Genomic DNA, 24,796 nt, shown 5'->3' on the forward strand with positions numbered 1-24,796 from the left:
TCATCAAGAAGGGGGATGCCTCAGTGTCAAAAAAGCTACTTGCACTCAATATAGATGGAACGTTGCTTCGTTCCAATGGGAAAATTCATTCCGCTACAAAAGAAGCTGTGGAATATGTTAAGAAAAAAGGGGTTTACGTGACGATTGTCACCAACCGTCATTTTCGATCTGCACAAAAAATTGCCAAGGCGTTGAAAATACCAACTTCAACTCTTGTAACGCATAGTGGTGCATTTATCGCTGATAAGCTTGATGAGCCGCTCCATGTGAAGAAATTAACGGAAGAGAAAACATTTAATCTTGTGCAGATCCTTGAAAGCTTTAATTGTAATGTTCGCTTGTTACATGAAAAATTCTCAATCGGCAATCGGAAAAAAACACAGTCTCAACTGATGGGAAAAACGTTGATTCATCCGTCTGATCCAATTTTCTATCCCGTTCAATTTGTTGAATCATTAAGTGATATGCTCATGGATGAACCGGTTAGCACACCTGTCATTGAAGTGTATTCGACGGCAGCACTTCAGCCTGAAATCCACACAACCATTCAACAAGCATTCCCATCTGTTGATCTGATTAAGATCAGTGATGAGAAAATGAACATTGTATGCAAAGGGGTATCGAAAGAAGCAGGACTTTCTCTTTTAACCTCAGCACTAGGTTTTACATTAGAAGATACGGTCGTGATCGGTCACGGGACAGACGACATCCCGATGCTTGAGTTAGCTGGCTTAGGCGTTGCGATGGGGAATGCACCTCATTCGGTCAAACGTAAAGCCGATTGGGTGACACGTTCTCATGATGAACAGGGTGTTGCTTATATGATCAAAGAATACTTTAGAATGCAGCAAAGGGAAGGTTTTTTACATCAATTTGATATTAAACGATAATATAGTGAAGGCCCTGTCTATTAAGAAATGGCAGGGCCTTCATCTGTTCTCTTCATTGCTTTTCCTAGATGAATTTTGTAAAATGAAACAAGTTTGAAGATAAAGGTGATACGATGCGAATTTTAGTTAAAGGGCTGTCTGATGAACGATTTCATCGACCGCTTGTCAATATAGCCAATTTATTCGAGGAAGATAGTGAAGTGCTGTTTGATTCAGGGGAAGCGAACGATGGCCTGGTCATGGTGTTTGATTGGAAAGAAACTGGCGGTATGGTGGAGGCTTCTGGCCATATTGCTGGATCAGATATGACGAGTTGTTTTACAAGAGAGATGCCGGAGGGCTTGAACGATAAAGAGCGCTGGAAGCAAATCAAAAACACTGTGCTGTCTGTTTATTTACATCTGCTTCAGGAATATACAGGAATGACGCAAAAATGGGGGATTCTTACGGGGATACGTCCTACGAAATTACTTCATAAGATGCTAAGAGAAGGCATGACAAAGGAAGAAGCACATGCAGCGTTAAAGCGCGATTACTTGATTCATGATGAAAAGATCAATTTGATGCAGGAAATTGTTGATCGTCAAATCAAAGCCATTCCAGATCTGTACGATCTGCAGGAGGAAGTGAGTATTTATATCGGTATTCCTTTCTGTCCAACAAAATGTGCTTATTGCACGTTCCCTGCTTATGCCATTCAAGGACAAGCTGGAAGAGTAGGAACGTTTCTTTTTGGGCTGCATTATGAGATGCAAAAAATGGGCGAATGGTTAAAGGAACATGGGATTAAAGTGACGACTGTTTATTTTGGCGGAGGTACTCCAACGAGTATTACAGCAGAAGAAATGGATTTGCTGTATGAGGAGATGTATCGCTCTTTTCCAGATGTGAAACATATTCGGGAAGTCACTGTAGAAGCGGGAAGACCTGATACGATTTCACCTGATAAGCTGGAGGTGCTCAACCGTTATCATATTGACCGGATTAGTATCAATCCGCAATCATATGAGAATGAAACATTGAAAGCGATTGGCCGGCACCATAGTGTGGAAGAAACGATTGAAAAGTATCATTTATCAAGGCAGTATGGCATGAATAATATTAACATGGACTTAATCATTGGGCTGCCAGGAGAAGGGCTAAAGGAATTCCAACATTCCTTGCAGCAAACAGAAGAACTGAAGCCTGAATCTTTAACGGTGCATACCCTTTCCTTTAAGAGAGCGTCTGAAATGACCCGCAATAAGGAAAAGTATCAAGTGGCAGACCGAGAAGAGATCACACGTATGATGGATGAAGCGGTTGCTTGGACAAAGGCACATGATTATCATCCGTACTATTTATACAGACAAAAAAACATTTTGGGGAATCTCGAAAATGTCGGGTATTCGTTAGATGGGCAGGAAAGTTTGTATAATATTATCATTATGGAAGAGGTGCAGACGATCATTGGCATTGGATGCGGCGCTGCGAGTAAATTCATTGATCCGCGAACCGGAAAAATTACGCAGTATGCCAATCCAAAAGATCCAAAGTCTTATAATGATCGTTATGAGCACTATACGGAAGAGAAGATTCAGTTTCTTGAGTCATTATTTGTTTCTCACATGTAAACACTGCGGTGACGCAGTGTTTTTTTCATTTGTAAAAGGGTATATAGGGGGTAAAAAGGTAAAGCAGGTGTACATATGATGGATGTGATCGGAATTGGGATTGGGCCAGCAAATTTAGGATTGGCCGCTTTATTAGAGGAGTATGAAGATGTGACATGCTGTTTTTTTGAACAGGAAACCGAATTTGCTTGGCATCCTGGTATGCTCATCAAAGGAACGGACTTACAAGTTTCCTTTCTAGCGGACCTTGTGACAATGGCTAATCCAAGGAGCAAGTATACATTTTTAAATTATTTACATGAATCAAACAGGCTTCACCGATTTTATACATTTGAACAATTTGATATCCCCCGGAGAGAATTCAATGAGTATTTATCATGGGTTGCAGGTGAATTAGATAGCTGTCAGTTCGGGATGAAGGTGGAAGAAGTGACCGACTGTGAAGACGGGTATCTTGTAAAAGTTCGGCGGTTGAAAGATGGTGCGCTTTCTGAATATCGTGCAAAGCATGTCGTCCTTGGAACGGGAAGCAAGCCGATGGTCCCTGTCGATGTGCCAGAAGCTGCGTTGCCGCATGTGACCCATAGCAGTCGTTATGTAGATCAACAAAAAGAACTTCATGAAGCTGAAACGGTGGCGGTGATTGGTTCAGGTCAGAGTGCAGCTGAAATTTTCTTAGACCTGCTTCAGCATCAGAAGAAAGGACAGCAGCTTTCATGGTTTACACGTTCAAGTGAATTTAGAGAACTAGAGACAGCGGAGCTTGGTCAGGAGCTATTTACACCTAAGTATGTTGAATATTTTCATTCCCTTCCTTATGAAGAACGGATGAACACATTGCCTAGACTGGCAGGATTAAGGAATGGCATAGATGCATCGACGCTTTCTCGTATTTATCAGGAATTGTACCATCGCTCCGTTTCAGGTGAAGAGCCTTCTGTACTCATTCAGCCAATGACTGAGCTTGAAGCGATACATATGGAGGATGAGCAGCAGGTAGAGCTGCATTTGAAACAATGGCAGCTGAAGAAAGAAAAGAAAATCACAGCCGATCATGTTGTGTTGGCTACAGGATATACGCCTAATATTCCGGAATGGTTTAGCGTATATGAACCATTGATTGAATGGGAAAGCGATGAGCATTTTAAAGTGACAGACGACTTCAGGCTTGTGTTTAAAGACAAACGGTCTCATCATTTCTTTACATTCACGAACCTCGATCACTCTCATGGAACAGCGGCGACCAATTTAAAACTATCGATCTACCGCAATCAGAAAGTCATCCGAACCATTCGCGGGGATACGAAAGAACAAGTGAAGCAAGAAACAGCATTTCAGCAATTTGAATAGATATAAAATAAAAAAAGGGCCCCAGCACTGGGCCCTTTTCAATTAAATGGTTGTTTCTCTTTTTACTTTCGGTTTTTCAGTTTTCCATTTGAAGATTTTGTTTAGGATTTGATAGATACGCTTTGATTCTTTCGTCACTAGCGGTCCTAAAATCGCAAGGATTAATACATATAATGCAGCAAATGGCTTCAATGTAGCGGCAAGCCCGCCTGCAATCCCAAGTTCGGCTACAATGATGGAAAACTCTCCTCTTGATACGATGGTTAATCCAATATTAGAAGAGGCTTTATGAGAGAAACCGGCTCTTCTTCCAGCAAACATCCCGGCGGTGAAGTTCCCGATCAAGGTGAGAATGACAGCACCGATCGCAAGCCAGAAGGCATCTCCTAATGTAAATGGATCAATACTTAGTCCAAAGCTGAAGAAGAACATGGCGCCAAAGAAATCTCTAAAAGGAACAACGAGATGTTCAATGCGGTCTGAGTGCTCTGTTTCTGAGAACACAAGACCGAGTAAGAGAGCGCCAATGGCCTCTGCGACATGAATCGTCTCTGAAAAACCAGCCACGAAGAACAAAGCGGCAAAAATGACGATGATAAATACTTCATTTGAACGGATATCGAATAGTTTGTTTAATAGTTTTGGCATCTTACGCGCGATGATAAAGAAAATCATCATGTAACCAAAAGCGATTAAAATAGATAATAAGGCACCGCCAACGGACGTGGCATCTCCAAGGACAAGACCTGATACGACAGATAAATAAACGGCGAGAAAAATATCCTCAAACATAATAATCCCAAGAATTAACTCTGTTTCAGGGTTCGCTGTCCGTTTTAAATCGACAAGGACTTTGGCGACAATGGCGCTGGATGAAATGGTGATAACGCCTGCCATAATGAGAACTTCAAGGAATCCAAAGCCTGTGATAAACCCATAAAGCAATCCTAAGCTAAAGTTGATCAAAATATAAATAGATCCGCCGACTGCAATGGATTTACCCGATTTTATGAGTTTGCCGACAGAGAACTCAAGCCCCAGATAGAATAGAAGGAACAGGACACCCATTCTACCAAAAAACGAAATAATCTCGGTGCTCTCGATAAACTTCAAATCAATGATCCCGATGGTTGGTGCATGCGGACCAACAATCATCCCGAGGACAATGAGAAAAGGAATGATAGAAAATTTAATTTTATTGGCGATTAAGCTGGCAATGGCGATGAGAATAAGCGCCGTTCCAACTTCAAAGACTAAATGATCCATTCATCACTCTCCCCCTCTAGAAAGAAAATCACGTATCAATCGCTTCAAGTGTTTTCTTTCGCCTGAAATGACCATCGTATCATTTGCTTGAATAATCGAATCGGCACCGGGGTTGAGTAATTTTTCATTTGTATGTTTAATGATCGCAATGACGGTGACTTCATAATTTTGTCTCACATCTAAATCGCCGAGTGTATGTCCAACCGCTTTTGCGTCTTTTTCTACCTTAAACCATTCAATGATCAAATCATTGAACGCCATTTCAATCGTTTCAAGTGCTTGCGGCTTATACACCATACCGCCAATAATGGCAGCAATTTGCCGGGCTTCAGCATCATCGAGAGAAATGGTGGACAGTACTTCATCTGGATCTTCATCGTCGAAACGATAAATCTCCCGTCTGCCATCATCATGAATCACAATCGTCATCTTTTCTCTATTTCTCGTTTCAATTTCAAATTTCTTTCCAATCCCAGGAAGATCATTTTCTTTAATGTTCATTTTATCCCTCCGAATATGATAGGTTTTGTTTTTCATATAGTGAGTACGGATGAAATAAAATGAATCAGTCGAGGTAATTTGATTGGTACATAATGGGGATTGCACACTTCATTTCTAAAAAACATAAATCAATAGATAACGCTGTGGCTGGTGCAAGCTTTACAAGAAAAGCTTTTGAAGCGCCCATTGATAACCTCTGTTTTAACAGAAGAGATGATGCATGTTTTTTTGAAAATGGAGGTGTCTTCACAGCGTTGATTTCTTCATCATAAATCGATGGAGAAATCAGGCTCGGTGTGCTCGCTTCTGCTTGTGAAGCAAAAACGACATTTGAAAAGGGAGAAAACATGACGATGCAGCTAATCAATATACATATGGAACTTCTTATCAATCATTCTCCCCCTTTCATATGATGTTTTATTTCTTATTTTACTATATAAAAATATATTTCTCGTTTCAACAATTATGCTTATTTTAGTATCAGTTGATCTTGAAATTTTTTATGTAGAGGAAAAGGAATTGCTTGATGGAAATTGAAGTAAGTCATGAGTTTGAAAAGAAAGAGGGGGAATGGATGATGACATATATCAATTGTCAGGTAGACGGGGATATTTTTGAAATCGTTTTCAATAGACCTGAAGCGTATAATTCGTTTCATGTTGACATGTTTGCTGAATTGAAGGAAGCGTGTGATACAGCGAGTGAGAGCAGTGCGAAAATTGTTGTTCTTAAGGGGATGGGCAAAGGGTTTTCAGCAGGCGGAGATATTGGCATGATGCTAAAGCAAGATCGTGAAGAAGATTTTCATCGCGTGATGGATTTGATCGAGGGAATTACACTTTCTTTAGCCAGTATGAAAAAAGTGACGATTGCACTTGTCCACGGGGCAGCGGCTGGTCTTGCTTTTAGCTTTGCCCTTAGCTGTGACTATTTGTTTATGCATCAAGATGCTAAACTTGCCATGAACTTTAATGGAATCGGGTTAATCCCAGATGGCGGAGGGCATTTTTTCCTCACCAAAAGAGTTAGTGAACAAACCGCTAAACAATTGATTTGGAGCGGACAAAAGCTGCCGGCTGAAGAAGCGCTCAAGCTTCGCCTTGCAGACGGCGTGTTTCAAGATGAGGTGGATACGTATCAAAAAGCGTGTGTCAAGCCATTTTTAAATATGCCGCTTCAAGCCTTTGTTGAAACAAAGATGATTTATTTTCAGCAGTCAGAATCACAGCTGTTAGCCGTTCTTCAAAAAGAGCGTGCTGCACAAGCTAGACTGAGACAAAGCAATGATCATCAGGAGGGTGTTCAAGCGTTTTTGGAAAAAAGACGTCCTGTGTTTCATTAAATAGAAGAATGAATGGCCGGCGGATGCCGGCTTTTTTAACGTTCAAATAAAAGAAGTTTACCTGCATCATTTACGAGCCGGTGAGAATGCTTTGTGTATTGTTGTTCGATTAAACGATGACGTCCTAATTCTTTTGCTTTTTCATCACTATCTGTGGTGATTTTTTCGTTTAATAAGGTTTCACCTGACGAATCAAATACAGTCAAATAGTAGGTTTTCTCCATCTTTGATCTTCCCTTTCTTCTTGTTTTTTAATGAATTATACAAGGAGGAAGTTAAAACCTCTTTTTTCACCCCTAAAAATGTGTTTTTTAGAATGAGAGCGATAGAACGTGCATTCGTAAAAACGGCGTGATAAAATATGGACAACTACAGTAACGTACAAGGAGATAGACGTTTGACGAAGCTCACTTTTATTCATGCCGCAGATCTTCATTTAGATAGTCCGTTTGCGGGAATGTCCAATATACCGAACCGAATTTTTAAGAGGTTGAAAGAAAGTACATTTCAAAGTGCCAAGAACATGTTTGAACTTGCGATTGATCGAGAAGTAGACTTTATGCTGCTGAGCGGAGATATATTTGACGAATCGAATCGCAGCCTAAAAGCACAGCTTTTTTTAAGAAATCAGTTTCTTAAGCTACAATCACACGGGATTGAAGTGTTTATTATTTATGGTAATCATGATCATTTAGGTGGTGAATGGACATCAATTGAGTGGCCAGAGAATGTTCACGTTTTTTTGAGCAGTACGCCAAGTGAGCAAGCCTTTTATAGAGAAGGTCAGCTTGTGGCAAGTATTTACGGGTTCAGCTACAAAGAGCGAGCTGTCCATGAAAATATGACACCTTATTATGAAAAAACAACAGATGCCCCCTATCATATTGCAATGCTTCACGGCACATTAGCAGGTCAAGAAGGGCATGATGCGTATGCACCATTTCAGCTACAGCAGCTTCTAGCGCGGGATTTTGATTATTGGGCGCTTGGACATATTCATAAGCGGGCTCTTCTGCATGAAGACCCAATGGTGATCTATCCTGGAAACGTGCAAGGAAGACATATAAAAGAAACAGGAGAGAAAGGCTGTTATGTCGTTTACCTATCTGAAGATGCTCAAAGAGCGGAGTTTATGAGCTGTTCAGATGTCATCTTTGAGACATTGACAATAGATATCACACATACCGCTCATATGACCGATCTTGTGATACTTGTGGACAAAAAGATGAGTGGACTGAAAGAGAGAGGTGTTCCTCATTTTGTGAAAATCGAACTAACTGGCGATGCTCCTGTTTATATGGAGCTCACGCAGCTTGAAGTGCTTGAGGAGCTGATGGCTGTTCTTCATGAACAGGAGGAAGATGAAGACTTGTTCGTTTGGGTGATATCGATTGACTGCCGGACACATGAAGATGCCGTCTATCCAGAAGATTCTTTTTTGACAGAACTAACAGCAGAAATTGCCGAGTTTGATGCGTATGATGAGCTGCTTTCACCGATCAAGCGTCATCCAACCTATAGAAAGGCAGGAAGAGCTTTTACAAAAGAGGACGAGATCGATATTAAAGAAGAGGCACAAAGGCTGCTGGCAGAACAGCTGAAGCATTTATGAGAGAAGGAGAGGCATGATGAAAATACGTTCACTCCATATTGCGAATTTCGGGAAATTTTCCAATCAAACCTTCCACTTTTCTGATGACGGTTTTCAGTTAGTTTATGGCCTGAATGAATCGGGGAAAACGACATTGAAGGCGTTTATTGAATCGATGTTATTTGGTTTTTCCAAAAGCCATATGTATAAGCCAAAGCATGGCTCATTTTATGGCGGGTCTCTTACATGTTTAGATGAGGAATTAGGTGTGATTCATATTGAAAGAACATCTGATCATGGCGGCCAAGCTCAGGTGTTGCTGCCAAATGGTGAAGTGAAAGATGAAGCGTTTCTACATGCGATGTTAAAGGGAACAGATCGCAGATTATACCAATCGATCTATTCTTTTGACGTGTTTGGTCTGCAAAATGTACAAGCATTAAATCAAGATCAAATAGGGGAATTTCTACTCTTTTCAAGTTTGTTTGGCTCAGATGCGGCATCCAAAATGGACAGCAGGCTGCTAAAACAGCAGGAGCAGCTTTTTAAACCGAATGGACGTAAGCCTGAATTAAATCAGCAGCTTGATCATGTAAAAGAGCTGTCAGGTAAGTTAAAACAGGCCAAATTGGTAGAAAGTCGTTATACCGAAAAGAAAAAAGAACAAGCTGAATTAACCGAGAAGGTAGAAATGCTTCAGCATGAAATGAGACAGACTGAAGAAGAGATTCAGCTTTTGACTGAACATATTCGACTTTATCCTATGATAGAAAACAAGATAGAGTTAAAAAAAGATTTGGCTAGTTATCCTGAACGAGTCAAACGGTTTAGACCGGAAACCGCGCATGAACTTGATAAATTAGAATCACACCTTCACCCAAAAAAGGCGCAAGTGACGGCACTGAAACAAAAATTAGATCATTTGCAAACGTCGCTCACGCAAGTTCAGCCACTCTATGACAAGGATACGGTATTGGAGATGAAGCGAGTCATAGCTGAATCATCGGATGCTGAACTTGTGAAGAAACGCTTAGCAGAAGGGAAAACAGAGCAGAATTCTTTGAAACAAAAAATAGAAGAAGCATCAGCGAAGCTGAAGTGGCAGCGTCCAATCAAGCTTGACCAGCTGGATGATTCACTTGACTTTGAGTGGGAATTAAAAGAGGCTGTGAGCCAATACGTTCGTTTAATGGATAGGAAAACGCAGCTCGATGACCGGTTTGATCATGCAAGACATGAGCTGGAAGAAGCGGAAACCGCTCTAAAAGGATTAAAGGAACAGCCCGTTAAACAGCAAGATGCAGAAGATGTCAGGGGCACAAGGGCTACAGTGAAACAGAACCATTCCAGAGTGTGGTTATTCCCGCTGATGTTCGTGCTATGTGCTGTCATTCTCACGGTCTTATTCGTTTTAGCAGAGAGCTGGGTGACGTTACTGTTTGCAGGATTTTCCGTTTTTGTCTTGATCGCTATTTATCCAGTGCTTAAACAGACTCAGATGAAGGAAGCAAACGACAGTAACGCCTATCATTCCTTTCAAGTTCAAACAGCTTCAGCTGAAACGCTAGTGAAGCAAAAGGAGCTTTTATACGAAAGAATGATACAGCAATATGAAGACTGGGAGCGGGAACTGGAACCTGTACAGCAGCAAGTAGAAGATATGAGAAGGCAGCTGGGTTTGTCCTCAGAGCTCTCATTCCTTGTGGAAGCTTTCCATATCTTGAAACAATTAAAAGCGAATACAGCGGCATATGAGGCGCTTAACAAGGAAATAGAGATGCTCACACAGCAGCAATCGACCTACGAGCAAAGAGTTTCAGCGCTCATGAGTCTCCTTCAAAGAAAAGAAGGGACCATTCAAGAGAATATCTCAGCCTTTCAAGAGATATTGAAAGATGAGGAAAAAAGAGAAAAAGAACGTCAGACATTGCACGTATCCATTCAACATGTAGAGCAGCAGCTGACAACATTAGAAGGAGAAGTTCAATATTATGAAAAACAAACGGACGAGCTTTTTCGAAAAGTAGGAGCAGCGTCAAAAGAAGATTATCATGTCCTATCTCATCTATCCAAAGAATACCGGGAGCGGCTGTACAATTTGCAGCAGCTGAACCAAGAGCTACACAAAAGCGGTTATATAGATGAGGAAGAGGTCATTGTCCGTAAAGGTTTACGCACCCTTGAGGAGCAGTGTGCACAAGCAAAAAGACATCTGAATGACATGCAAGAGAATGTGACGAATATGAAAAAACGCTTGGCAGAATTAGCAGTAGAAATACGCCAAATAGAAGCATCAGGTACAGTGTCTGATTTGACTCATCAGCTTGCTGTAGAGCAGGAGCAGGCAAAGCATCTAGCGAAAAAATGGGCGGCTATTCAGCTCGTTCGTTCCGTCATTCGAGAGAAACTCAATGAACATAAAGAAACGAGGCTACCAGCACTCCTCCAAACAGCTTCCCGATTTATTCAGCCGTTAACGAATGATCGATATGAAGTGATTTTATTTTCTGCCGAAGATGACCGGCTGATTGTGAAACGGAGGGATGGACGCCTATTCCGCCCGGAGGAGCTTTCACAAGCAACATGTGAGCAAATTTATCTCTCGATTCGTTTTGCACTTGCTTTGTCCCACCAGCAAGATTGTCAGCTCCCATTTATGATGGATGACAGTTTCGTTCACTTTGATCATGTCCGTCTAGACAGGGTGCTGGAGCTGATGAGTGAACTCACTCGTTTTGAAACACAGCTGTTTTATTTCACTTGTCATCATTATATGAAACAAGCAGCGGAAGACGGGCAGATTACGAGCTTAGCAGTGGAATGATTGACAAATTATGACTTATGTTATACTTATATGAGCAGAAACATGGAAGGAGCATTTATTGAATGGCTAAAGGGATCATGACCTATGACGTCGGCGAACAAGTTGACCTGCATTTATTAATTAAATCATCTACTAAAGGGATTGCGAGTAATGGCAAACCATTTTTAACGTTAATTCTTCAAGATCAAAGTGGAGATATTGAGGCGAAGCTATGGGATGCAAAGCAGAATGATGAACTCACATATGCTGCGCAAACCATTGTGAAGGTAGTAGGTGATATTCATCATTATCGCGGAAGGAATCAGCTGAAGCTTAGGAATATACGTCCTGTTGCTGAAAACGAGCAAATCCGCATTGATGATTTTCTAGAAACAGCTCCTATTCCAAAGCACGATATGATGGATACCATCATGCAATATATTTTTGATATGAAAAACCCTAATATTCAGCGTGTCACAAGACATTTGCTGAAGAAATATGGACAGGAATTCGCTGATTACCCAGCAGCTACGAAAAACCATCACGAGTTTGTTTCGGGTCTTGCCTATCATGTGGTATCGATGCTTCATTTAGCGAAAGCCATTGTTGATCTATACCCATCACTAGATCGAGATCTTTTATATTCAGGGATCATTCTACATGATTTAGGGAAAGTCAAAGAGCTTTCGGGTCCTGTCTCCACCACATATACAGTAGAAGGGAACTTAATTGGCCACATTTCTATTATGGTGACAGAAATTGCGAAAGCCGCAGAGGAGCTTGGCATTGATTCTGAGGAAATTCTGATTCTGCAGCATTTAGTGCTGAGTCATCATGGAAAAGGGGAGTGGGGCAGTCCTAAACCACCAATGGTGAAGGAAGCCGAAATTCTCCACTATATAGATAATTTAGATGCAAAAATGAACATGATGGATCGTGCGCTTGAGCATGTGAAGCCAGGAGAATATACAGAGCGTATTTTTGCACTAGAGAATCGTTCGTTTTATAAACCAACCTTTTACAATGAATCATCATGATAAAACGCCCGTTTGATGCGGGCGTTTTTTTTCATAACTTGTCTTCTTTTCGCATAAGCATGTAACACAAAGGAAGAGAGATTAGTCCTGAAAAAGGAGGCGAAGACAATGTTATTTTTTCCATGGTGGGTATATGCATGTATCATTGGTATTATCTTTTGTGCCTATAAATTAATGACGACAGCCAAAGAGGAGCAAGAGATTGATCAATCCTTTATTGAAAAAGAGGGAGAAATCTTTATCGAACGAATGGAGCAGGAGAGAGAGCGTAGACGTCAAGGACAGCAAATGAAACGATCCCAGGAAACGGCGAAGCATGAGGACCATTCGATTGCATAACCAATAAGAATACAAACAACCCCTCTACAAAGTCATGTAGAGGGGTTGTTTTGCGTTCATTATTGGTTTGTTGTTTGTTGTGTGGTTTGCTCAGATTTTTCTTTGAATGTATTTTCAAGTTCTTTATCTTTTACTTTCACATCAGCATCTTTCACCAATTTGTTTAAGATCGTTTGAATTTCATTGTTATCTGCTTGTTTTTGATCAAGCAGTTCTTTTTTCAAGTCTGCTTTCATGTCATCGTATTTACCGCGTTCTTCGGTCTTTTTAATGATATGGTAACCAAATTGAGATTTTACTGGTTTGCTGATTTCATTTACTTTTAGTTTGAAGGCAGCTTTACTGAAGTTCTCATCCATTTGGCCATCTTTTGCGAACCAGCCTACATCGCCGCCTTGTGCTGCTGAAGCAGTGTCAGTTGAATATTCAGATACAAGGTCATCCCATTTTTCGCCTTTATCTAATTTCTTTTCTACTTCATCTGCTGTTTTCTTGTCAGCAACTAAAATGTGGCTTGCACGGATTTTCCCTTTTAGGTCATCGTAATACGCTTTTACTTCTTTGTCAGTGATTTTGATGTTAGCTTTGGCAGCCTTTTGAGTCAGCAGCTCATATTTTACTTGATCTTTGATGTAATCTTTTCCGAATTCATCTTGAAGTTGTTTTAAACGATCTTCACCAAGTGTCTTTTTATATTCTTCCAATTTCTTATCAATTTCTTTATCTGATACTTTGTATTTGTCAGCAAGAACCTTTTGTTGAACAAGTAGGTTTAAAGCATCTCCACCTGCTTGTTTCTTAAGTGTTGTGTAAAGCTCTTCTTTTGTGACATCTCCTGATTTTGTTGTTGCGATCACTTCTTTGTCACCGCTACTGCATGCGCCAAGAGTTAAAACACTTACTGCTGTTACAGCTGCTAAAGCCATTTTTTTCATTCAAAAAACACTCCTAATCTTTCCAATTTATTTATCATTGCTTGTATCATAACATATTGTGACATGCTGTAAAAAGAAATGCAAATGGGAGGGCATTCGTCTAGTCAAATTTTTGCGACCAACATACACATATATTGATCACAAAAAGGAGGCTGAATTATATGGGAGCAGGATATTCTAATGGGTTTGCTTTATTGGTCGTGCTATTCATTTTGCTGATCATCGTTGGTGCAGCATATCTTTATTAATTAAATCGCTGTGACAGAAAGGAGCCGTCCTGCCATGCGTGCGGGCGGTTCTTTTTTAAAACGATGACAAGTGCCTAAACGTTTTAAAATTTTCTGCATACACTGAGCTTAGAACAGAGGAAGAACTGGCAGGAGGTGTTTTCACATGGGAGGAGAAGTCTTTGCTGGCGGTTTTGCACTAGTCGTCGTGTTATTCATCTTATTGATCATTATCGGTGCATCTTGGATTTGCTAATAGATCATCATACACAAAAAGCTGCCATCAAACAGGCAGCTTTTGCTTTGATCTTAAATAGATATGGTAATTTCAACAAATGATGAGATCAGTAAGATCAGTATCGATACATTGATAAAGCGAAACACCTTATCTTGCCGTTCTTCAGGAATCTCTCTGACAAGGCATAATGTATTAGTAAGCCTGTTTATTGAATACACAATAAACGCGGCAAAGACGATGAAGTAAAATAAAACTATCGGAGATCCCCCCTCTCTATGCTATTCCCATACTACATTACCAAATTTTTTATGAAAAAGATAGAAGTTGGCTTTAAAAACCTCATGATGAGGAAGTTGGGTCAACTAAAATATCAAACTCGTCTTGGGCTTGATCAATGATGCATGATTTTGGCGCTTTTAGCAGTTTCCAAGCAAATAAAAAGTCAGGCAAACAATAGCCTGCATGAATACTTGCGATCATGATAAAATAGTGTGCGTACATTGGAAATGCCATTCCTAAAACAAAGTAAACAGGTGAGATGACACAAAACGGGCTGAGCAGTGAGAAAAGCATCACTCTCTTAGGCACGCGCTGCCAGCAATTTCGTTTAAATAACGTCATTTTTTTCTTATGTTTCATGACTGGGATCAAGTGAACCACGCGGTGGACAAGCAATGTCGCAAGTAAAAGCACGATAAAAAGCGGTGCATTGTGACTGCTGAGTCTCGTTTCAGGATGAGTCAGTTGAAAACATAAAAATGCCATAATGAAAAAAAATACAGTCAGACATATGGCTGAAATCATCATTCTCGTATAACCATAATCCTTTTCAAGATTAATGGTCTTCCAACAATTCATTTTTCATCCTTCCAATCTCAAAAAAACTAATTGAATATCTCAAGATAATTTACTCTTCCTGAGGATAAAAATCAATGGTTTTCAAGAAAAAAAATAAATTGTTACATTCATATGGAATAAAGAGAGGAAACTTTGGGTTTTTCAAGAAAAAAAGACATAAGAGGGAGGTTCGTCTCTTTCGTCAATGAGTAATTTCGGCTAAAATAGAGTGACTAAGAGAAAGAGGGAACGTACATGAGTATTGAGGAACGAATGAGCCAGCTCGAATATTATATGGAACTGTTACTGACGGCGACAGATATGAGCTGTTATCCATATTATGCGCTATTGATCCGGCAGCGTGTATCGAAAGAAGAGGCAAAGGACATTGAGCGTATTTGTGCTGAGCTCTCAGATGAAATGGACAAGCAAAAAGCACAAGGCTACGTCATGTTCGACGATCTCCTTGCGCTGTTTGCGGGACAGTTAATTGAAAAGCTGGATGTTCATGAGACGATTTTTGCTTTGCATGATCAAGGGCTGTTTCAGCCGTTAATGAATGAATTTATAAAGATCATTAAACAATTTGATTTGCTTTAGCCGCTTTTTCCTCCGCGGAGTCTTCAAGTTCTTCAGGCTTTTTCGTGACTTTCCCACGTTCATTCAAAAAGTCCTTCTCAATGTTTGAAAACGATTTCTCAAAAATCTCCATGAAATCCTCACCATAAATGTTTCGGATAATACACATCATTTCTAAAATTTCAGGGAACTTTCCGTAAATGTCATGAAGCGGCTGTGCGCCTTTGACAATACCAGTTCGGGCCGGGTCGTAATCTTCGAGTAGTTTATGGAATGTCTCTTCGCCTTTTGGCGTTAGTTCAATATACGTATTGCGTTTATCGTTTAACTTTTTAGAAAATTTTAAAAATCCTCTTTCCTCTAATTTTTTAGAGAAGTTAAACGCCGTTGATACATGCATGACGCCAAACTTTGCAATTTCTGATATTGAAGCTCCTTTTAATTGATACGCAATCCACAAAATATGATGTTCATTGATATTTAGGTTATACGGTTTGATCCACTGCTGCCAGTCCTTTTCAATGGATTTCCAAAGAGCTTTGCTCAATTGGGCCATTCTTTGACTGAATAAAAGTGCTTCTTTTACATCGAAAGGCTGTTCCGAATGATTCATCCATTTCACCTACTTCTCTTTTTCTTGTAATTCTATTATGCCAATAAAATAAAGATTAATAAAGCTGAAAATTCAAGAATTTTTAAAAGTCATGAAAAACATTGACAAAATAACCTTTTTTCAACAAAAAAAGTGCGGGATACGCACCCCGCACACTTTTGTAAACGAATATTTTTTTGTGAGTATATTAGTTTTGTAAGGTTTTCTCCAGTTGTTTGAGCTTTTCCTCAATTTCCTGAATTTCCTTTTGTAAGTCCTGCTGATGAGGTTTGATTTCCTCGCGCCATTGCTGAATGGATGTTTGCAATTCAGTTCCGACTTCTTTAATGACCTCAGCACTTTCTTTTGCGGTTTCAACAATCTGCTCTTTTAAAGCTTGTCCATCTCTTTTTAATCTTGTCAGCGTATCTTCGAATTTGTCATAGCAGTCTTTCATCTTTCCGCGTACATCTCTGCCAGAAGAGGGAGTCGTCAGGAGCACTGCCGCACCTCCGAGGAGACCGCCTACAAATAATCCTGTTAATAAAGAACGTCCACTAGCCATTCCAATCACCTCTAGTCAAATTTTACACATTCGCATGTTCTCTCTGAGCTGACGATCAGCTTCATTGAACTTCCATACATAGCTTGCTTTATTTTAGCATACTTTTGAAGAAAAGGGAGGGGAGAAGGTTGTCTGTCTTTCTGTTCGTTTTTACGTGTATGTGTGTGATTTTCGCAGGTGGTTCTATTCATTATGTAAGGCAGCTTGGGTATGCAGGGTCTTATCCGCCAAAACATGTATTAAGACAAAAAGCAATTGTGTGTGCGGCAGGTGCAGGGATTTCGCTCTCCATTTTGCTGCTTACCCTTTTTCTTTTATAGAAGCATGAAAAAAACCTCTTCATCCAATGAAGAGGTTCAGTTATTCGTTAAGCGACTTCAATCATTCTTGCGCGCTTTAATATCGACTGAGCAATCGGGAAGACAAATACCATAGCTATCGTATTGATCACAGTTGCTGGCAGGACAACACCTACAAGAAGTGCTGGTAACGCAGCCGGCAGTCCAGTAATCAGTAAAGCGGCAGATAGGAAAATCACGCCCGATACGACGGTCCCAACAGCGGTGAGTACAGCGGTCAGAACGACTTTGCTCTTGATCTTCTGGCAAGATAAGAACAGGGCTAAGAAGATAAAGGCTGTCACCGGTTTATCAATCATATTTGGAATTTGTCCGCCTGGAAAACCTGTTGTCAAAGCGGAAATGACCCCAGTGACTAGGGCGATCACAACGACATGCTGTACCTTCGGAAAAAGGATGATGCTTAAAAACATCATGACCAGCATCATATCAGGTTTCATTCCGAAAAAGATGGGCGGGAAAATCGTATGCAAAACAGCTCCCATTGCTGCAAGCAATGACATAATCACTAATTCTTTTGTTTTCATTTCTATGCTCTCCTCTGCTAAGCTCTTAGAACTCTCCAATAATATGGCTGATCATTTATTGCAAGAGTCATGACTTTATATTTCTCGTTATTATAACAAATTTATTTCACGATAGAAAAGCCTTTTTACTCATTTTCTTGCTGGAACTTTTTCATAAAGTCCGCAAGCTTTTGGCAGTCTTCTATAGAGACGGCGTTGTAAATCGAGGCTCTGCATCCGCCAACAGAACGGTGGCCGGCGAGTCCAACCATTTGCTCTTGTTTTGCTTTCTCCACAAAGGATGCAGTGAGTGCATCATCACGAAGGGTAAACGTGACATTCATATGTGAACGGCTGTCAGCACGTGCATGCCCTTTGTAAAAACCGCCGCTTTGATCAATCGTATCATACAGAAGCGCTGCTTTTTGTTCATTGCGTTTTTCTGCTGCTTCTACACCGCCCGCCTGTTTCACATGCTCCAGGACAAGGGATAGCATATAAATCGCAAAAGTCGGTGGTGTGTGATAAAGAGAATTGGCTTTGGCATGTGTTGAATATTTTAAAATTTTAGGTGTGCCGCTTTTTTCTTTCTCTAATAAACGTTTGCGCGCGATCACAATCGTGATGCCAGAAGGCCCTAGATTTTTTTGTGCCCCGGCATAAATCAAATCAAATGAAGACACGTCTATTTTTTTGCTGAGAATATCACTGGACATGTCGGCAATAAGCGGGAGTGACGTGTTCGGGAACGTTTTCCACTGAGTACCGAAAATGGTATTGTTCGATGTGATGTGCAAGTAAGCTCCGTCATTTAAAACGGAAGCATCCACATCTGGAATATACGAATAGTTGTCGTCTTCACTTGAGGCAAACACTGATGTTTCACCAAACCCATTTGCTTCTGACAAGGCTTTCTCTGACCAAGCACCTGTTTGGATGAAATGAGCCGTTTCGCCTTCATGTAAGAAGTTCATCGGAATCATTGCAAATTGAAGACTTGCCCCGCCTTGTAAAAAGAGGACCTCATAATCTTCTGGAATGTCCATCAATTCTACCAAGAGTGCTTTCGCTTTATTGTGGACTTCTTCATACTCACCGCTGCGATGAGAAAGTTCCATCACAGACATCCCGGTTTGTTTAAAATCAACAAGTTCTTCCTGTGCTTTTTGAAGAACTTCTAGCGGCAGCGCCGCCGGACCAGCATTAAAATTCGTCGTTCGCTTCATCACAATCTCTCCCTATTTCTCGCGTTAATGGATCAAAAGATAAAACCATCCTATCACAAATTTGAAGCATTTGGACAAAAAATTTGAATCGTCCTAAATATCTTACGATTCAGAGGATAAGCACAGGAAAGAAGTGAAAAAAAGAAAAACCTCATCAATTAAGATGAGGTAAGGCGCGTACGGATGGCAGAAGAAATGTCTTTTAAATCCTCTGATGTATATTGATCTTGGTGAGATTTCCATACGGCACCAAAGCCGTCGCCTTTGCCATAACGTGGAATGATGTGCATATGGTAATGGAACACAGATTGTCCGGCTTTTTCACCGTTGTTGTTTAGAAGGTTTAAACCAATTGGTTCAAATTCCTGTTTGATGGCTCTAGCGATTTTTGGAATCGCTTGGAAGTAATGATTAGACACTTCTGGTGTCATGTCATAAATGTTTTCTTTATGTATTTTCGGGATTACAAGGGTATGTCCTTTTGTTACTTGGCTGATATCAAGAAAAGCCAATACATGCTCGTCTTCATATACTTTTGCACATGGAATGTCTCCATCAATGATCTTGCAAAAAATGCAGTCGCTCACGCCATGTCACTCCTCATTATTTTTCCTTTATCGTATCACAAAAAGAAGCAAAAAAGAAAACAGGACAAGCGAACTCCTTTGGTCGCTCATCCTGCTCCTGCAGAAGAAATGCTGATGCTTTCATTTGATATGCCTTTTGAATTCTCTATTTACTGAAATAAAGAATTCATATGCCTGCTATTTCTGCCGTAAACACCTCATTTGACGTTTTGGTTCGTCGTATACATATTTGTATAGGACACAAAAATCAAGAATCAGTGAAGCAAAACAGAAGCTAAGGTTTTTAGATGAAAAACCAATTTGTCATGCGGTTATTGCCTTTAACAAACACCTCATTTACGTATTGGTCATCAAGTTCATTTCTTCTACATGCATTATGATGACCAGTATGCCGATGTTTTATTCATGAGTTGTCTATAGGTAAACATTTCAAATTGTCTTTCGTTTTTGGTACTATAAAGGAAAAAAGAAAGAAAGGAACGAACTGATGTCCCTTCTAACTGTAAAAGATGTAACGGGTGGATATACAAAGAATCCCGTTCTGAAAAATATTTCATTTGAATTAGAAAGAAACCAAATCGTTGGTCTCATTGGCTTAAACGGGGCGGGAAAAAGTACAACCATTCGTCATATTATTGGATTAATGAAACCTCATAAAGGGGTCATTGAGCTAAACGGACGAACCCTTCAAGAAGATCAAGAGGCGTATCGTTCACAATTTACGTTTATTCCAGAGACACCTGTCTTATATGAAGAATTAACGTTAAAAGAGCATTTAGAGCTGACAGCGATGGCTTACGGCCTTTCAAAAGAACAATTAGAAGAACGTCTGCCGTCTTTGCTGAAGGAATTCCGAATGGAGAAGCGATTGAAATGGTTCCCTGCTCATTTTTCTAAAGGGATGAAGCAGAAGGTAATGATTATGTGTGCGTTTCTTGTGGAGCCAGAGTTGTATATTATCGATGAGCCGTTTTTAGGGCTTGATCCGCTTGCGATCAACGCACTATTAGAACGTATGAATGCGGCGAAGCAAAATGGCGCAAGTGTTCTGATGTCAACGCATATTTTAGCCACAGCGGAACGTTATTGTGATTCCTTTATTATTTTGCATGAAGGGGAAATTAGAGCGAAAGGAACACTGACAGAACTAAGAGAACAGTTCAACATGAGAGATGCGACACTCGATGATCTTTATTTGGAATTAACAAAGGAAGAAAGCTATGAGTAAAACAACGCAAACCATTTGGAAATCTCGATTAGAAGAACACGTACAAGAAACAAGAAAATATTTAAAATATATGTTCAACGATCATCTTGTGATTGTGCTCATTTTTTTCCTTGCAGGCGGGGCGAGCTGGTACAGTAATTGGCTGAAGCATATTCCAACTCACTTCCCATCCTATTGGGTCATGGCAGTTGTTTTCTCATTGGTACTGACTAGTTCTTACGTGCGAACGTTGATCAAAGAGGCAGATCTTGTGTTTATGCTTCCTTTGGAAGCTAAGATGGACCCTTATTTAAAACGAGCGTTTAACTTTAGCTTCATTTCTCAGTTATTTCCTTTGATTGCCGTATCCATTATTGCACTTCCGCTATATTCGGCTGTCTCCTCAGGCGATCTGATGCTATATGTGCTCATTTTGGCGCAAATGATCTTAATAAAAGGTCTGAATACAGCGATTCAGTGGAGAATCACTTATTTTCAAGGGAAACATGTCAGATGGATTGATGCAGTGATTCGTTTTCTGCTCAATACAATGTTAATGTATACCGTTTTACAAGCAGCTTATGCCATTGCCATTGTTTTTTATCTTTTATATGCTGTCTATCTCATTTATCTAACAAATGCAGTAAAAAAACAGCCCTTTCAATGGGAATTGCATATTTCTGATGAGTTAAAACGAAAACAGCGTTTTTACCGCTTGGCAAACTTATTTACGGATGTCCCTCATTTGAAGAAACAAGTGAAAAGAAGGGCGTATATGGACTGGGTCTTGCAGTTTGTCCCTTATGAACAGCGTAAAGCTTTTTCTTATATGTATGTGAGGGCGTTTTTACGTTCAAATGACTATTTTGGTCTTGTGTTTAGGTTAACGGTCGTGTTTGTGCTCATCCTCTTGTATACAGGTGCAGCAGGCTGGGTGGGGGCATTACTTGTCTTGTTTACAGTCTTTATCACAGGTGTACAGCTTGTCCCGTTAACAAAGCACTTTGCTCATCTGTCGTTACAGGCACTTTATCCTGTGTCTCAGCAAGAAAAAGATCGAAGCTTTTTTATTCTCGTACGAAATGTACTCATCATCCAGTCAATTGTACTGAGCTCCGCCGTTTTCCCAGCAGGTGGATGGAAGGGAAGCGGACTTGCTCTTCTCATTTCATTGGTATTTGTGCTTGTCCTATTCAAGCCTTACGTACAAAGCAGATTAAAAAAGATGAGATAAGCGGAGATTTGTTTTTTACAGCGAGCGTATGATGTCACCAAGGAGGGAACTGGGATGAATGCAGCTGAACGGGAACTGTATGAAGAGGCCATTTTTTTTCAAATGCGTTTTTTAAGAAAACCATCCAAGATCGAGCGGTTTTCAAAAGGTGTTCAGCAGCAAGTGAATCGCCGAATCCCTGCTCGATTTCATCAAGTCATCACAAGTGCGGTGAAAACAATGGTTGAATCCACCGTATCAGGAAGCCATTTTACTTCATTTACAGTCATTGATGAACAATTGTCTATTGTAGAGCGAAATGAGCTGGCAAAGGAAAAGGTGACATATTATCAAAAGGCCGCTGCGATTGAAGGAATTGGCACAGGTGCGGGTGGATTGTTTCTCGGAATGGCGGATTTCCCTCTCCTTTTGAGTATTAAAATGAAATGTCTATATGAGCTTGCTTGTATATATGGATTTGATTTGTCTCAAAAAGAGGAAAGGCTCTTTTTGCTTTGTATTTTTCAACTCGCCTTTTCAAGCAGTGCACACCGCCAAAAAATGATGAAACTCATTGAAGAATGGGAAACAACCCGGGAAGAAATGGATTGGTATAGCTTTCAGCAGGAATATCGAGATTATATTGACCTTGTGAAGCTGTTTCAATTAATGCCTGTGGTCGGTGCCGCTGTTGGTGGGGTGGCAAATCATCAGCTGACAGGACAGCTTGGTGAAGTCGCACGCCATGTGTTTCACTTGAGAGTGTTGAAAGAATCGAAATAGAAAAGCCGCTGGTGGCAGCGGCTTTTTTTTATTCATCGTAGGAAAGGACGGCATGAGCGAGTACCTTTGCTGCGACAGGCATTGCGTTTTCGTTAATATCAAATTTCGGATGGTGATGTGGATACACATCTTGGCTGTTTTCTGGCATAGCGCCTGTGTAGAAGAAAGTACCAGGAACATGCTGAAGGTAGTAAGCAAAGTCTTCTCCGCCCATTTGGGTTTCGGCTTCTTTTACTTCTGTGACTCCTTCTGTCTGTTTGGCTATTTCTGCTATATATTCAGTTGGTGCAGGGTGATTTTTGACTGCAGGATAGCCTCTTACATATTCATAAGTATAAGAGGCATCGTGCATGTGGCAGACACCTTTCACCACCTGTTCAATTTCACGTTCAATGATATGGCGTGCACTCTCTTCAAAGGAACGTGCAGTACCTGTTAGCACGGCAGAATCTGCAATGACGTTAAAGGCATTTTCAGCGACAAATCCCCCTACAGATACCACCGCAGAATCAATCGGGTTGACTTTACGGGCCACGACCTGCTGAAGATTGGCTACAATTTGTGAACCGATGAGTACGGCATCTTTCGTCAGGTGCGGCTGTGCGCCATGTCCGCCTTTCCCTTGCACTTGAATAGAGAAACGATCGGCGGATGCCATAAAGTTCCCGCTTTTATAAAGAACAGTGCCGCATGGCTCTGAGGACCAAAGGTGGGTGCCGAAAATGACGTCAACACCGTCTAAACAGCCATCTTCAATCATTGGTTTCGCACCGCCGGGGGCATATTCTTCAGCGTGTTGATGAATGAGGACGATTTTTCCTTTTAATTGATCTCGGTGCTCATGTAAGATCTTCGCTAAGACGAGAAGTGTTGCTGTGTGGCCATCGTGACCGCATGCGTGCATGACGCCAGGTTTTGTTGAACGGTAAGGTACATCCTTTTCATCATGAATGGGAAGTGCATCAAAATCAGCTCTCAGTGCAATGGTCGGTCCAGGGGAAGCTCCTTCAATAAAAGCGAGTACACCATGTCCGCCTACATGTGTGCGTGTTGGGATATGTAATCTGTCATAATATTGAGCGATGTAAGCAGCGGTTTCCTCTTCCTGAAAAGAAAGTTCTGGATTCATATGGAGATGGCGTCTAATTTCAACCATTTCCTCATAATGTTCATCAAGACGTTCATTAATCCTTTTGTGTAAAGTGGATACTGTCATTGATCCGAAAACCTCCTTTAGGCTCTTTTACTGATTGTATGGTAATTGTTAGAATCTTTCAACAGAAGAGGATGTCGAGAATGACAGAAAAGGTCATTTTACATAAAAGTCGAAGGTTAAGTATGAAGCTTGAAAAAGGGGGAGTGGCATTGGGAAGCTGTCCAAATTGTTCAAAAGCATTTTCTTTCGTCGAAAAATTTCATTTATCGCATACGAGAATGATGCTTTGTCCAAGCTGCCGGCATCAAATCAAAGAAACGTTCGTTTCGAAGATGAGCTTTTTGATGATTTGTTTGATTCCACTGTTGGTACTACTTATTCAGATGAAAGGTGCTTCACCTATGCTCAAATGGCCAATCTTATTAGGATGGATCTTGCTGAATTTTTATGTACTTCAGCCAATCATTCATCGGTACGAGCTTAGAGATAAGCGTTGAAAGCCCAGCAGAAGGGCTTTTTTTTATGAAAAAAAGAAGTGCGAAAAGCAGCACTTCTTTAATGGTCTATGACGGCATGATAGGATGTCAGATAGGCAGGACGGGAGAAGATGGAGCCAGTATCCTCGTGCGGCTGAAAGAATGCTTCTGACTCTTGAAAGTCTTGAAATAAGTCTTCAGATTCCCAAAGGGTCAAAATTAAGTACACTTCTTCATCCTTTTTTGGTCTTAACACACGAAGCGCTTGAAAGCCGCGCTGGTGCTCTGACATGTTTGTTTTTTTCTGAAAGGTGGATTCAAAAAGTGCTCTGCTTTCGAGCTTTACAGGGATATGATTCAGCGTGACAAAGCCAGATTGGACGAGCTCACCTTTTGTATAAATCACATCATAGGAATGGGGTGCTTTAAATACTGTCTCACCCTCCGTTTCATGAAAAAGAGCCGCTTGTTCCTTACCGACCGTATAAAGCAGATTTTCAAGATGATGTTTTTTTGCGATTTTTTGCAAAAAGTCTGCTGTTCCATATGTAATATAGAAATTCATCTAAACCGCCTCC

Annotated in this window: 30 protein-coding genes; 16 read left to right on the plus strand and 14 right to left on the minus strand. The window is 40.6% G+C overall.

What is annotated here, in order from left to right; translation table 11 throughout:
• Positions 1-23: 23 nt before the first annotated feature.
• From M2353_RS05000 to M2353_RS05010, 3 genes are all read left to right on the plus strand, one after another.
• The gene (locus M2353_RS05000) at positions 24-890 is read left to right on the plus strand and encodes a Cof-type HAD-IIB family hydrolase (protein WP_159159507.1); all 867 of its coding nucleotides are present in this window, start codon (positions 24-26) and stop codon (positions 888-890) included.
• 113 nt (positions 891-1,003) lie between these two features.
• Positions 1,004-2,503: a coproporphyrinogen III oxidase gene (locus M2353_RS05005; RefSeq protein ID WP_039167580.1), complete on the plus strand. Its 1,500-nt coding sequence runs from the start codon at positions 1,004-1,006 to the stop codon at positions 2,501-2,503.
• 75 nt (positions 2,504-2,578) lie between these two features.
• Positions 2,579-3,853, plus strand: a complete 1,275-nt coding sequence (locus M2353_RS05010; RefSeq protein WP_284725056.1) for a lysine N(6)-hydroxylase/L-ornithine N(5)-oxygenase family protein — start codon at positions 2,579-2,581, stop codon at positions 3,851-3,853.
• Positions 3,854-3,895: 42 nt separating this feature from the next.
• On the opposite strand, the gene M2353_RS05015 is transcribed toward M2353_RS05010, so the two are convergent.
• The 3 genes from M2353_RS05015 to M2353_RS05025 form a co-directional block, all read right to left on the minus strand.
• A complete protein-coding gene (locus M2353_RS05015; RefSeq protein ID WP_282833494.1) occupies positions 3,896-5,119 on the minus strand; it encodes a cation:proton antiporter in 1,224 nt (407 codons plus the stop codon).
• 3 nt (positions 5,120-5,122) lie between these two features.
• Positions 5,123-5,620, minus strand: a complete 498-nt coding sequence (locus M2353_RS05020; RefSeq protein ID WP_017366937.1) for a cation:proton antiporter regulatory subunit — start codon at positions 5,618-5,620, stop codon at positions 5,123-5,125.
• A gap of 64 nt (positions 5,621-5,684) precedes the next feature.
• Positions 5,685-6,011, minus strand: a complete 327-nt coding sequence (locus tag M2353_RS05025) for a potassium:proton antiporter (RefSeq protein WP_234710318.1) — start codon at positions 6,009-6,011, stop codon at positions 5,685-5,687.
• Between the two features lie 135 nt (positions 6,012-6,146).
• On the opposite strand from M2353_RS05025, the gene M2353_RS05030 reads away from it, so the two are divergent.
• On the plus strand, positions 6,147-6,962 hold the full coding sequence (locus M2353_RS05030; protein ID WP_100325430.1) for an enoyl-CoA hydratase: 816 nt from the start codon (positions 6,147-6,149) through the stop codon (positions 6,960-6,962).
• A 35-nt stretch (positions 6,963-6,997) separates the two neighbouring features.
• Here M2353_RS05030 and M2353_RS05035 read toward each other — a convergent pair whose 3' ends face one another.
• On the minus strand, positions 6,998-7,186 hold the full coding sequence (locus tag M2353_RS05035; protein WP_024719988.1) for a YhzD family protein: 189 nt from the start codon (positions 7,184-7,186) through the stop codon (positions 6,998-7,000).
• A gap of 173 nt (positions 7,187-7,359) precedes the next feature.
• On the opposite strand from M2353_RS05035, the gene M2353_RS05040 reads away from it, so the two are divergent.
• The 4 genes from M2353_RS05040 (at position 7,360) to M2353_RS05055 (ending at position 12,732) form a co-directional block, all read left to right on the plus strand.
• Positions 7,360-8,574, plus strand: coding sequence for a metallophosphoesterase family protein (locus M2353_RS05040; RefSeq protein WP_284725057.1), 1,215 nt, complete (start codon positions 7,360-7,362; stop codon positions 8,572-8,574).
• Positions 8,575-8,590: 16 nt separating this feature from the next.
• Positions 8,591-11,377 (plus strand): ATP-binding protein, encoded by a 2,787-nt coding sequence (locus tag M2353_RS05045; RefSeq protein ID WP_284725058.1) that lies wholly within the window; start codon positions 8,591-8,593, stop codon positions 11,375-11,377.
• A 62-nt stretch (positions 11,378-11,439) separates the two neighbouring features.
• A complete protein-coding gene (gene yhaM, locus M2353_RS05050) occupies positions 11,440-12,393 on the plus strand; it encodes a 3'-5' exoribonuclease YhaM (RefSeq protein WP_284725059.1) in 954 nt (317 codons plus the stop codon).
• 108 nt (positions 12,394-12,501) lie between these two features.
• Positions 12,502-12,732 (plus strand): sporulation YhaL family protein, encoded by a 231-nt coding sequence (locus M2353_RS05055; RefSeq protein ID WP_017360318.1) that lies wholly within the window; start codon positions 12,502-12,504, stop codon positions 12,730-12,732.
• A 59-nt stretch (positions 12,733-12,791) separates the two neighbouring features.
• On the opposite strand, the gene M2353_RS05060 is transcribed toward M2353_RS05055, so the two are convergent.
• Complete coding sequence (locus M2353_RS05060) at positions 12,792-13,667, minus strand: peptidylprolyl isomerase (protein WP_007497153.1); 876 nt, start codon at positions 13,665-13,667, stop codon at positions 12,792-12,794.
• 161 nt (positions 13,668-13,828) lie between these two features.
• On the opposite strand from M2353_RS05060, the gene M2353_RS05065 reads away from it, so the two are divergent.
• Together M2353_RS05065 and M2353_RS05070 are read left to right on the plus strand one after the other, a co-directional pair.
• Positions 13,829-13,915, plus strand: coding sequence for a YjcZ family sporulation protein (locus tag M2353_RS05065; RefSeq protein WP_008361129.1), 87 nt, complete (start codon positions 13,829-13,831; stop codon positions 13,913-13,915).
• A 145-nt stretch (positions 13,916-14,060) separates the two neighbouring features.
• Positions 14,061-14,150, plus strand: coding sequence for a YjcZ family sporulation protein (locus tag M2353_RS05070; protein ID WP_017360317.1), 90 nt, complete (start codon positions 14,061-14,063; stop codon positions 14,148-14,150).
• A gap of 53 nt (positions 14,151-14,203) precedes the next feature.
• Here the strand turns inward: M2353_RS05070 and M2353_RS05075 are convergent, their stop codons facing one another.
• Positions 14,204-14,389, minus strand: coding sequence for a hypothetical protein (locus M2353_RS05075; protein WP_072368131.1), 186 nt, complete (start codon positions 14,387-14,389; stop codon positions 14,204-14,206).
• An 82-nt stretch (positions 14,390-14,471) separates the two neighbouring features.
• Complete coding sequence (locus tag M2353_RS05080) at positions 14,472-14,990, minus strand: DUF3267 domain-containing protein (RefSeq protein ID WP_008348895.1); 519 nt, start codon at positions 14,988-14,990, stop codon at positions 14,472-14,474.
• Between the two features lie 234 nt (positions 14,991-15,224).
• Between M2353_RS05080 and M2353_RS05085 the strand changes: the two genes are divergently transcribed.
• Positions 15,225-15,569: a YhaI family protein gene (locus M2353_RS05085; RefSeq protein WP_284725060.1), complete on the plus strand. Its 345-nt coding sequence runs from the start codon at positions 15,225-15,227 to the stop codon at positions 15,567-15,569.
• Here the strand turns inward: M2353_RS05085 and M2353_RS05090 are convergent.
• On the minus strand, positions 15,547-16,161 hold the full coding sequence (locus M2353_RS05090) for an HTH-type transcriptional regulator Hpr (RefSeq protein ID WP_008348891.1): 615 nt from the start codon (positions 16,159-16,161) through the stop codon (positions 15,547-15,549). The genes M2353_RS05085 and M2353_RS05090 overlap by 23 nt on opposite strands.
• A 187-nt stretch (positions 16,162-16,348) precedes the next feature.
• Positions 16,349-16,705 (minus strand): YtxH domain-containing protein, encoded by a 357-nt coding sequence (locus M2353_RS05095; RefSeq protein WP_284725061.1) that lies wholly within the window; start codon positions 16,703-16,705, stop codon positions 16,349-16,351.
• Positions 16,706-16,833: 128 nt separating this feature from the next.
• Here M2353_RS05095 and yhzF point away from each other — a divergent pair, with 128 nt between their 5' ends.
• Positions 16,834-17,025: a membrane protein YhzF gene (yhzF, locus tag M2353_RS05100; protein WP_008348888.1), complete on the plus strand. Its 192-nt coding sequence runs from the start codon at positions 16,834-16,836 to the stop codon at positions 17,023-17,025.
• 47 nt (positions 17,026-17,072) lie between these two features.
• Here yhzF and M2353_RS05105 read toward each other — a convergent pair whose 3' ends face one another.
• From M2353_RS05105 to M2353_RS05115, 3 genes are all read right to left on the minus strand, one after another.
• Positions 17,073-17,591: a tryptophan transporter gene (locus M2353_RS05105; protein WP_284725062.1), complete on the minus strand. Its 519-nt coding sequence runs from the start codon at positions 17,589-17,591 to the stop codon at positions 17,073-17,075.
• A 125-nt stretch (positions 17,592-17,716) separates the two neighbouring features.
• On the minus strand, positions 17,717-18,796 hold the full coding sequence (gene serC / locus M2353_RS05110; RefSeq protein ID WP_284725063.1) for a 3-phosphoserine/phosphohydroxythreonine transaminase: 1,080 nt from the start codon (positions 18,794-18,796) through the stop codon (positions 17,717-17,719).
• Between the two features lie 158 nt (positions 18,797-18,954).
• Positions 18,955-19,383 (minus strand): HIT family protein, encoded by a 429-nt coding sequence (locus tag M2353_RS05115; RefSeq protein WP_039167561.1) that lies wholly within the window; start codon positions 19,381-19,383, stop codon positions 18,955-18,957.
• Between the two features lie 487 nt (positions 19,384-19,870).
• Here M2353_RS05115 and M2353_RS05120 point away from each other — a divergent pair, with 487 nt between their 5' ends.
• From M2353_RS05120 to M2353_RS05130, 3 genes are read left to right on the plus strand one after another with little or no spacing between them, the layout of a single operon-like run.
• Positions 19,871-20,611, plus strand: a complete 741-nt coding sequence (locus M2353_RS05120) for an ABC transporter ATP-binding protein (protein ID WP_008348877.1) — start codon at positions 19,871-19,873, stop codon at positions 20,609-20,611.
• Positions 20,604-21,824: an ABC transporter permease gene (locus tag M2353_RS05125; protein WP_284725064.1), complete on the plus strand. Its 1,221-nt coding sequence runs from the start codon at positions 20,604-20,606 to the stop codon at positions 21,822-21,824. The genes M2353_RS05120 and M2353_RS05125 overlap by 8 nt, the downstream gene beginning before the upstream one ends.
• A gap of 54 nt (positions 21,825-21,878) precedes the next feature.
• Complete coding sequence (locus M2353_RS05130; protein WP_024719995.1) at positions 21,879-22,586, plus strand: EcsC family protein; 708 nt, start codon at positions 21,879-21,881, stop codon at positions 22,584-22,586.
• Positions 22,587-22,614: 28 nt separating this feature from the next.
• On the opposite strand, the gene M2353_RS05135 is transcribed toward M2353_RS05130, so the two are convergent.
• Positions 22,615-23,802: a M20 family metallopeptidase gene (locus tag M2353_RS05135; protein ID WP_284725065.1), complete on the minus strand. Its 1,188-nt coding sequence runs from the start codon at positions 23,800-23,802 to the stop codon at positions 22,615-22,617.
• Positions 23,803-23,882: 80 nt separating this feature from the next.
• Between M2353_RS05135 and M2353_RS05140 the strand changes: the two genes are divergently transcribed.
• Positions 23,883-24,239 carry a hypothetical protein gene (locus M2353_RS05140; RefSeq protein WP_017360309.1) on the plus strand — a complete coding sequence of 119 codons (357 nt, stop codon included), beginning with the start codon at positions 23,883-23,885 and terminating at the stop codon, positions 24,237-24,239.
• Between the two features lie 58 nt (positions 24,240-24,297).
• Here M2353_RS05140 and M2353_RS05145 read toward each other — a convergent pair whose 3' ends face one another.
• Positions 24,298-24,783, minus strand: coding sequence for an antibiotic biosynthesis monooxygenase family protein (locus M2353_RS05145; protein ID WP_284725066.1), 486 nt, complete (start codon positions 24,781-24,783; stop codon positions 24,298-24,300).
• Between the last annotated feature and the right edge of the window lie 13 nt (positions 24,784-24,796).

It is taken from the genome of Bacillus aerius (assembly GCF_029894105.1).
In the GTDB taxonomy this organism is placed as follows: Bacteria; Bacillota; Bacilli; order Bacillales; family Bacillaceae; genus Bacillus; species Bacillus altitudinis.

Coding starts and splice junctions, on each gene's coding strand:
- M2353_RS05020 (WP_017366937.1), bottom strand. CDS start 5,620: ATGAACATTAAAGAAAATGATCTTCCTGGGATTGGAAAGAAATTTGAA.
- M2353_RS05105 (WP_284725062.1), bottom strand. CDS start 17,591: ATGAAAACAAAAGAATTAGTGATTATGTCATTGCTTGCAGCAATGGGA.
- M2353_RS05095 (WP_284725061.1), bottom strand. CDS start 16,705: ATGGCTAGTGGACGTTCTTTATTAACAGGATTATTTGTAGGCGGTCTC.
- M2353_RS05010 (WP_284725056.1), top strand. CDS start 2,579: ATGATGGATGTGATCGGAATTGGGATTGGGCCAGCAAATTTAGGATTG.
- M2353_RS05130 (WP_024719995.1), top strand. CDS start 21,879: ATGAATGCAGCTGAACGGGAACTGTATGAAGAGGCCATTTTTTTTCAA.
- M2353_RS05030 (WP_100325430.1), top strand. CDS start 6,147: ATGGAAATTGAAGTAAGTCATGAGTTTGAAAAGAAAGAGGGGGAATGG.
- M2353_RS05120 (WP_008348877.1), top strand. CDS start 19,871: ATGTCCCTTCTAACTGTAAAAGATGTAACGGGTGGATATACAAAGAAT.
- M2353_RS05045 (WP_284725058.1), top strand. CDS start 8,591: ATGAAAATACGTTCACTCCATATTGCGAATTTCGGGAAATTTTCCAAT.
- serC (WP_284725063.1), bottom strand. CDS start 18,796: ATGAAGCGAACGACGAATTTTAATGCTGGTCCGGCGGCGCTGCCGCTA.
- M2353_RS05145 (WP_284725066.1), bottom strand. CDS start 24,783: ATGAATTTCTATATTACATATGGAACAGCAGACTTTTTGCAAAAAATC.
- M2353_RS05125 (WP_284725064.1), top strand. CDS start 20,604: ATGAGTAAAACAACGCAAACCATTTGGAAATCTCGATTAGAAGAACAC.
- M2353_RS05060 (WP_007497153.1), bottom strand. CDS start 13,667: ATGAAAAAAATGGCTTTAGCAGCTGTAACAGCAGTAAGTGTTTTAACT.
- M2353_RS05135 (WP_284725065.1), bottom strand. CDS start 23,802: ATGACAGTATCCACTTTACACAAAAGGATTAATGAACGTCTTGATGAA.
- M2353_RS05035 (WP_024719988.1), bottom strand. CDS start 7,186: ATGGAGAAAACCTACTATTTGACTGTATTTGATTCGTCAGGTGAAACC.
- M2353_RS05085 (WP_284725060.1), top strand. CDS start 15,225: ATGAGTATTGAGGAACGAATGAGCCAGCTCGAATATTATATGGAACTG.
- M2353_RS05005 (WP_039167580.1), top strand. CDS start 1,004: ATGCGAATTTTAGTTAAAGGGCTGTCTGATGAACGATTTCATCGACCG.
- M2353_RS05080 (WP_008348895.1), bottom strand. CDS start 14,990: ATGAATTGTTGGAAGACCATTAATCTTGAAAAGGATTATGGTTATACG.
- M2353_RS05140 (WP_017360309.1), top strand. CDS start 23,883: ATGACAGAAAAGGTCATTTTACATAAAAGTCGAAGGTTAAGTATGAAG.
- yhaM (WP_284725059.1), top strand. CDS start 11,440: ATGGCTAAAGGGATCATGACCTATGACGTCGGCGAACAAGTTGACCTG.
- M2353_RS05065 (WP_008361129.1), top strand. CDS start 13,829: ATGGGAGCAGGATATTCTAATGGGTTTGCTTTATTGGTCGTGCTATTC.
- M2353_RS05015 (WP_282833494.1), bottom strand. CDS start 5,119: ATGGATCATTTAGTCTTTGAAGTTGGAACGGCGCTTATTCTCATCGCC.
- M2353_RS05055 (WP_017360318.1), top strand. CDS start 12,502: ATGTTATTTTTTCCATGGTGGGTATATGCATGTATCATTGGTATTATC.
- M2353_RS05070 (WP_017360317.1), top strand. CDS start 14,061: ATGGGAGGAGAAGTCTTTGCTGGCGGTTTTGCACTAGTCGTCGTGTTA.
- M2353_RS05090 (WP_008348891.1), bottom strand. CDS start 16,161: ATGAATCATTCGGAACAGCCTTTCGATGTAAAAGAAGCACTTTTATTC.